Genomic DNA, 4,581 nt, shown 5'->3' on the forward strand with positions numbered 1-4,581 from the left:
GAGCCAGCTTTTCGAACTGCTCGGTTTTACGCAAGTGGCGCGGCATGTCAGTAAGGACGTCACGCTGTTTCGGCAGGGGCGTATGAACTTCCTGCTCAACGCCGAGGCGGACTCATTTGCTGAACGGTTCGCGCAAAGCCACGGGGTCGGGATTTGCGCCATCGGCATTCGCGTGCTTGACGCGCAGGTATCGCACGAGCGCGCCCTGGAATATGGCGCGTGGGATTTCGAAGGCGAGAAGATCGGGCCTGACGAATTGTCGATACCTGCGATTCAAGGCATTGGCGATTCGCATATCTATTTTGTCGACCACTGGGAGGGCCGGCAAAAGCGCCCAGGCGAGGATAAGTCGAAGTCGATTTTCGACATCGATTTCACGTGGCTCGACGAGCATGAGGCTCGCGCGACGCTTCATGCCAACGACGCAGGCTTACGCAACGTCGATCATTTCACGCAGACGGTAGGCGCGGGACGGCTGGCGGACTGGCTCGATTTTTATCGCGACGTCCTTCATTTCAGGGAGATCCACGAAATCCACCCGGACTGGAAAGTGGCGCAGGATCTACCGGTTATCGTTTCACCCTGCCAGACAATCAGTATTCCGGTCTATGAAGAAGGGAGTTACCGGGAGGGCCTGATGAAGGACTATTTGCCGGATCACTCGGGCGAAGGCGTCCAGCATATCGCGCTTGCATCCAGCGACATTTTCTCGTCCGTCGACATTCTTCGGGCGCGGGGCCTGCGCTTCGTTGAGCCGCCTTCCCGCTACTACGACCAGCTCGATTCGCGTTTGCCCGGACATGGGCTGGATGTGGAGGCGCTACGTTCGCGCGCCATTCTCATCGACGGTGTGATCGGCACCGATGGAAAGCCCAGGCTGATTCTCCAGACGTTTATAGAGCGCGATCGCGGCGACATGTTCTTCGAGATCGTTGAGCGCCGCGGTCATCACGGGTTTGGCGAGGGCAACCTGATTGCGTTGGAAAAGGCCCGATTGGAATGAGTGGGCTCAGGTCGTTGGGTGGGCGGCCGTGTCGAAGAATTCAATGAACCGCGTCACCATGCCGTCCTTCATTGTGATCACGTGAGCCCACTCGGTTTCAAAGGATTTTTTCGTTTCGCGCACCGTTGCGGCGACGAATCCCAGCACCACGATCTTGTCCCCCCCATCGATAAATTCGCGGGGCTCGAAAGCAGTGATCTCTTCTGCCTCGGTCAACTGTTTGAAGTAGTTCGCCACCTCGTCGCGGGTCTTGGAAAGCGTGGGAAAAGGCAACGTGTCCGGACCCACGACTCTCCATTCGACTTGCTCGGAGATGACCGGCAAGATTGCCGCAATGTCACCACGGCCAAAGGCCGCATAAGCTTCCTTCGCTATATCCAGATGTGCGCTCACGCTTGTCTCCTTCAATCATCGGTTTAATGACCGGCTATTCAAGGCGAGACTGGTTTTCTTGCGCAGGTGCCGGGTCCCTGCGACTCGAAAAAACCTGGTAGTTACTTGGGATGGCTTGAAACATAGGTCATGAAACGAGCAAGGTCAACAGGCATCTACTAAGGGATGCTGCGCGTTTCAGGTCTTGCCTAGCGAGGTTCCAGGATATCCAGGTCCATCAACGCGGAACTGAGTGACTTGCCGTGCGCATCAAGGGCGAGCGAACGTGTTACCCCCCCTCCGAGTGCCTTGCCAAGGACGAAGTTGAAGGCAGCCAGATTGGGCAAGTCGTAGCGCATGACGTCGCCGCGAACGACGTCACTCAAATGCGCTTTCACACGCTCCGGGGTCAGTTGCTCGCGCAAGTGTTCGTAATGACGGGCGTCATAGCAAATGACGGATACGTTAAGCGTATTGCCCTTGTCGCCCGTTCTTGAGTGAGCCAGTTCCCGCAGTTTCATTTCAAGCCTCCACGAATTCAAATGAGGGCCTTGCGTGCGCCCTGGGCAACAAGACGGACTGTACGGCTATCACCTCGCGCGTCGTTTTCGTCACACCGCCGCCGCCGGCCGGCCCGTTGGTGTAAAGCGTCTCGACTTCGTTGCCAATTTGAATGGCTTGCGCCATTGAGTCGGTTCGACCTACGACGCGAGCCCGGACTTCGTAGGGCTGCGCATTGCGTGCCCCCGCGGTCTCGCCATGCAGGGCGTCTATACCGATCAGATCAAAGCGCGATTCGCGTGTTGCGACGCCCATGATAGCGAGCCGTTCGCGCACGATATCGAGGGCGAGTCGCGCACGCGCCACTGCACCGGGCCCGGCATAGGAAATCTGCCCTTCGCCGATAAACCCATCCACATACGCCACCGACACTTTTAGCGTACCCGTACGCGGTGTACCCCGCCCGCCGCTCACACGAATGCGATTGTCCGACTCTTCGGCCACCTGAATTTGCGTGAAGTCGGCGACGACGTCTGGCTGCAGGTAGCGCTGCGGATCGTGGATCTCATAGATCAATTGCTCCTTGCAGGTCGCCTCGGTCACACGCCCGCCCGCATGCGACACCTTTGTGATTACGACGGAGCCATCTGCACTGACTTCGCCAATCGGAAAGCCGAGCCGTGCGAGATTCGGCACGTCCTTGAAGCCCGGATCGGCGAAGTAGCCGCCCGTCACTTGGCCAGCGCACTCCAGCAGATGTCCGACCACGGTTGCCTGCCCCAGCTTTGTCCAGTCGTCCATCTTCCAGCCAAACTCATGGATCAGTGGCGCGACGAACAGCGACGGATCGGCCACGCGTCCAGTCAACACAATGTCCGCGCCATTCGCGAGAGCGTCCACGATCGGCGCGGCGCCCAGATAAGCGTTGGCGGAAACAATGCGGCTGTCGAACGAGCCAACACTTTCGCCGGACTCTTCAAACCGGAAGTCACCTTGCCGAACGACGTCGAGCACATCGTCGCCGGTGACTGCCGCAATCTTCAATCCGCTAAGACCGAGTTCGCGTGCGATCTGCGCTGTCTTAAGCGCGGCCGCGCGTGGATTGGCTGCGCCCATGTTCGAGATGATGCGCACGCCGTTCTTTGTGGCAACAGGCAATACCGCGCGCATCCGCGCTTCGAGGAGTGGGTCGTATCCGAGTTCGGAATCGAGTCGCCGCGCCTGTTGCGCGATCGCGATGGTGCGTTCGGCCAGGCACTCGAATATGAGGTAATCGAGCGCGCCGTACCGAGCCAGTTCGACGGCCGGCTCGATCCGGTCGCCCGAGTAGCCCGCGCCTGCGCCGAGTCGCACGCGCCGTTCATCAGGGATTGCGTTCATGCCGATGTTCCTTCCAGGTTGGCGTTCACAGAGGGAAGATGCCCAGTACAACGCAAGCAATCGTCATGACGATCGACGCGCCGAACAGCAGGGGGAATGTGTATCGCTGGTGGTCCGCGAGATCGATGCCGCACAAGCCGACCACCAGGAAAGTTGCGGGCGTAAGCGGGCTGACTGGGAAGCCGGTAGTCATCTGGCCTAGCAGCGCAGCCTGGCCAACGTGTACCGCCGCTACGCCGAGTTGCCCGGCGACTTCGGCAACCACCGGCAGTACGCCGAAGTAGAACGAATCCGGATCGAAGAGCATGCTCAATGGCATGGAAAGCAGGCCGAGCGCGACTGGAATATGACCGGCCATCGCGGGCGGCACGAAACCAACGGCGGCTTGCGCCATCGCCTTGAGCATACCGCTGCCTTGCATGACGCCGGTGAATACGCCTGCCGCGAGAAGAATGCCGGCCATCATCAGCGCGGCCCGCGCGTGAGCGTCAATACGCTGCCTCTGCATGTCCACATTCGGATAGTTCACCATCAACGCGATGCACAAGCCGACCATGAACATGATTGCTGGCGGAATCTTCTCGCCCATCACGACCATCGTGCCGAGAACAATCAGCGTCAGTACGATGTTGAACCAGAAATTCTTCGGGCGTCGAAGCGCTTGTTCTTCCTTCGTGATTTCGCGCTTAGGTGCGGGAATGGCACCGTTGACGCTTGAATATCCGAGACGCTTTTCTTCTCGTCTTCCTAGCCAATATGCGATGCCGAATACATAGACGAGACCGATGATCTGCACCGGAATCAGCGGATTGAAGAGCGCCGAGATCGGTAGGTGCAAAGACGCGGATGCCCGGATCATGGGTCCGGTCCACGGTAAAAAGTTGATCCCGGCGGCCATCGACACTGCCGCAGCCAGCACGCGCCGATCCATCTTCAGGCGGTCGTACAGCGGCAGCATGGCCGGAATCGTCACAAGAAAGCAGACCGCGCCGGAGCCGTCGAGGTGGATCATTAGCGCCAGCAGCGTCGTACCCATCACGATGCGCGTCGGCTTGGTTCCGACTGCACGGAGAATCCGGTCGATGATTGGATCGAGGGTTCCGGCGTCAGTGATTGTGCCGAAGTACAGGATCGCGAATACGAACATGCCGACGACCGGCGCCAGATTCTTGAGGCCGTCGATCACGAACTGACTGGTCCGAAAACCGAAGCCGCCGATCAGTGAAGCCGCGATCGGCACGATAATGAGCGCGACTAGCGGCGACATGCGCTTCGAGAGAATCGCCCCTAGCAGGACGATGATGGTGGCCAGCCCCAGTAATGGC

At 59.2% G+C, this 4,581-nt stretch carries 5 protein-coding genes; 1 reads left to right on the top strand and 4 read right to left on the bottom strand.

Translation table 11 applies throughout. From position 1 onward, the window contains the following. Positions 1-1,003 (top strand): 4-hydroxyphenylpyruvate dioxygenase family protein (locus WCA53_RS20780; protein WP_423915071.1); only part of this gene is annotated, 1,003 nt, incomplete at its 5' end. Positions 1,004-1,009: 6 nt separating this feature from the next. On the opposite strand, the gene WCA53_RS20785 is transcribed toward WCA53_RS20780, so the two are convergent. The 4 genes from WCA53_RS20785 to WCA53_RS20800 form a co-directional block, all read right to left on the bottom strand. Beyond that, positions 1,010-1,396 carry a nuclear transport factor 2 family protein gene (locus WCA53_RS20785; RefSeq protein ID WP_423915073.1) on the bottom strand — a complete coding sequence of 129 codons (387 nt, stop codon included), beginning with the start codon at positions 1,394-1,396 and terminating at the stop codon, positions 1,010-1,012. 188 nt (positions 1,397-1,584) lie between these two features. Continuing rightward, a complete protein-coding gene (locus WCA53_RS20790) occupies positions 1,585-1,896 on the bottom strand; it encodes an AtuA-related protein (RefSeq protein ID WP_423915074.1) in 312 nt (103 codons plus the stop codon). Position 1,897: 1 nt separating this feature from the next. After that, positions 1,898-3,256, bottom strand: a complete 1,359-nt coding sequence (locus WCA53_RS20795; RefSeq protein WP_423915076.1) for an acyclic terpene utilization AtuA family protein — start codon at positions 3,254-3,256, stop codon at positions 1,898-1,900. Positions 3,257-3,281: 25 nt separating this feature from the next. Continuing rightward, positions 3,282-4,581 (bottom strand): CitMHS family transporter (locus WCA53_RS20800; protein WP_423915079.1); only part of this gene is annotated, 1,300 nt, incomplete at its 5' end.

Origin of the sequence: Caballeronia sp. (assembly GCF_049581465.1) — a bacterium.
Taxonomy (GTDB): domain Bacteria; phylum Pseudomonadota; class Gammaproteobacteria; order Burkholderiales; family Burkholderiaceae; genus Caballeronia.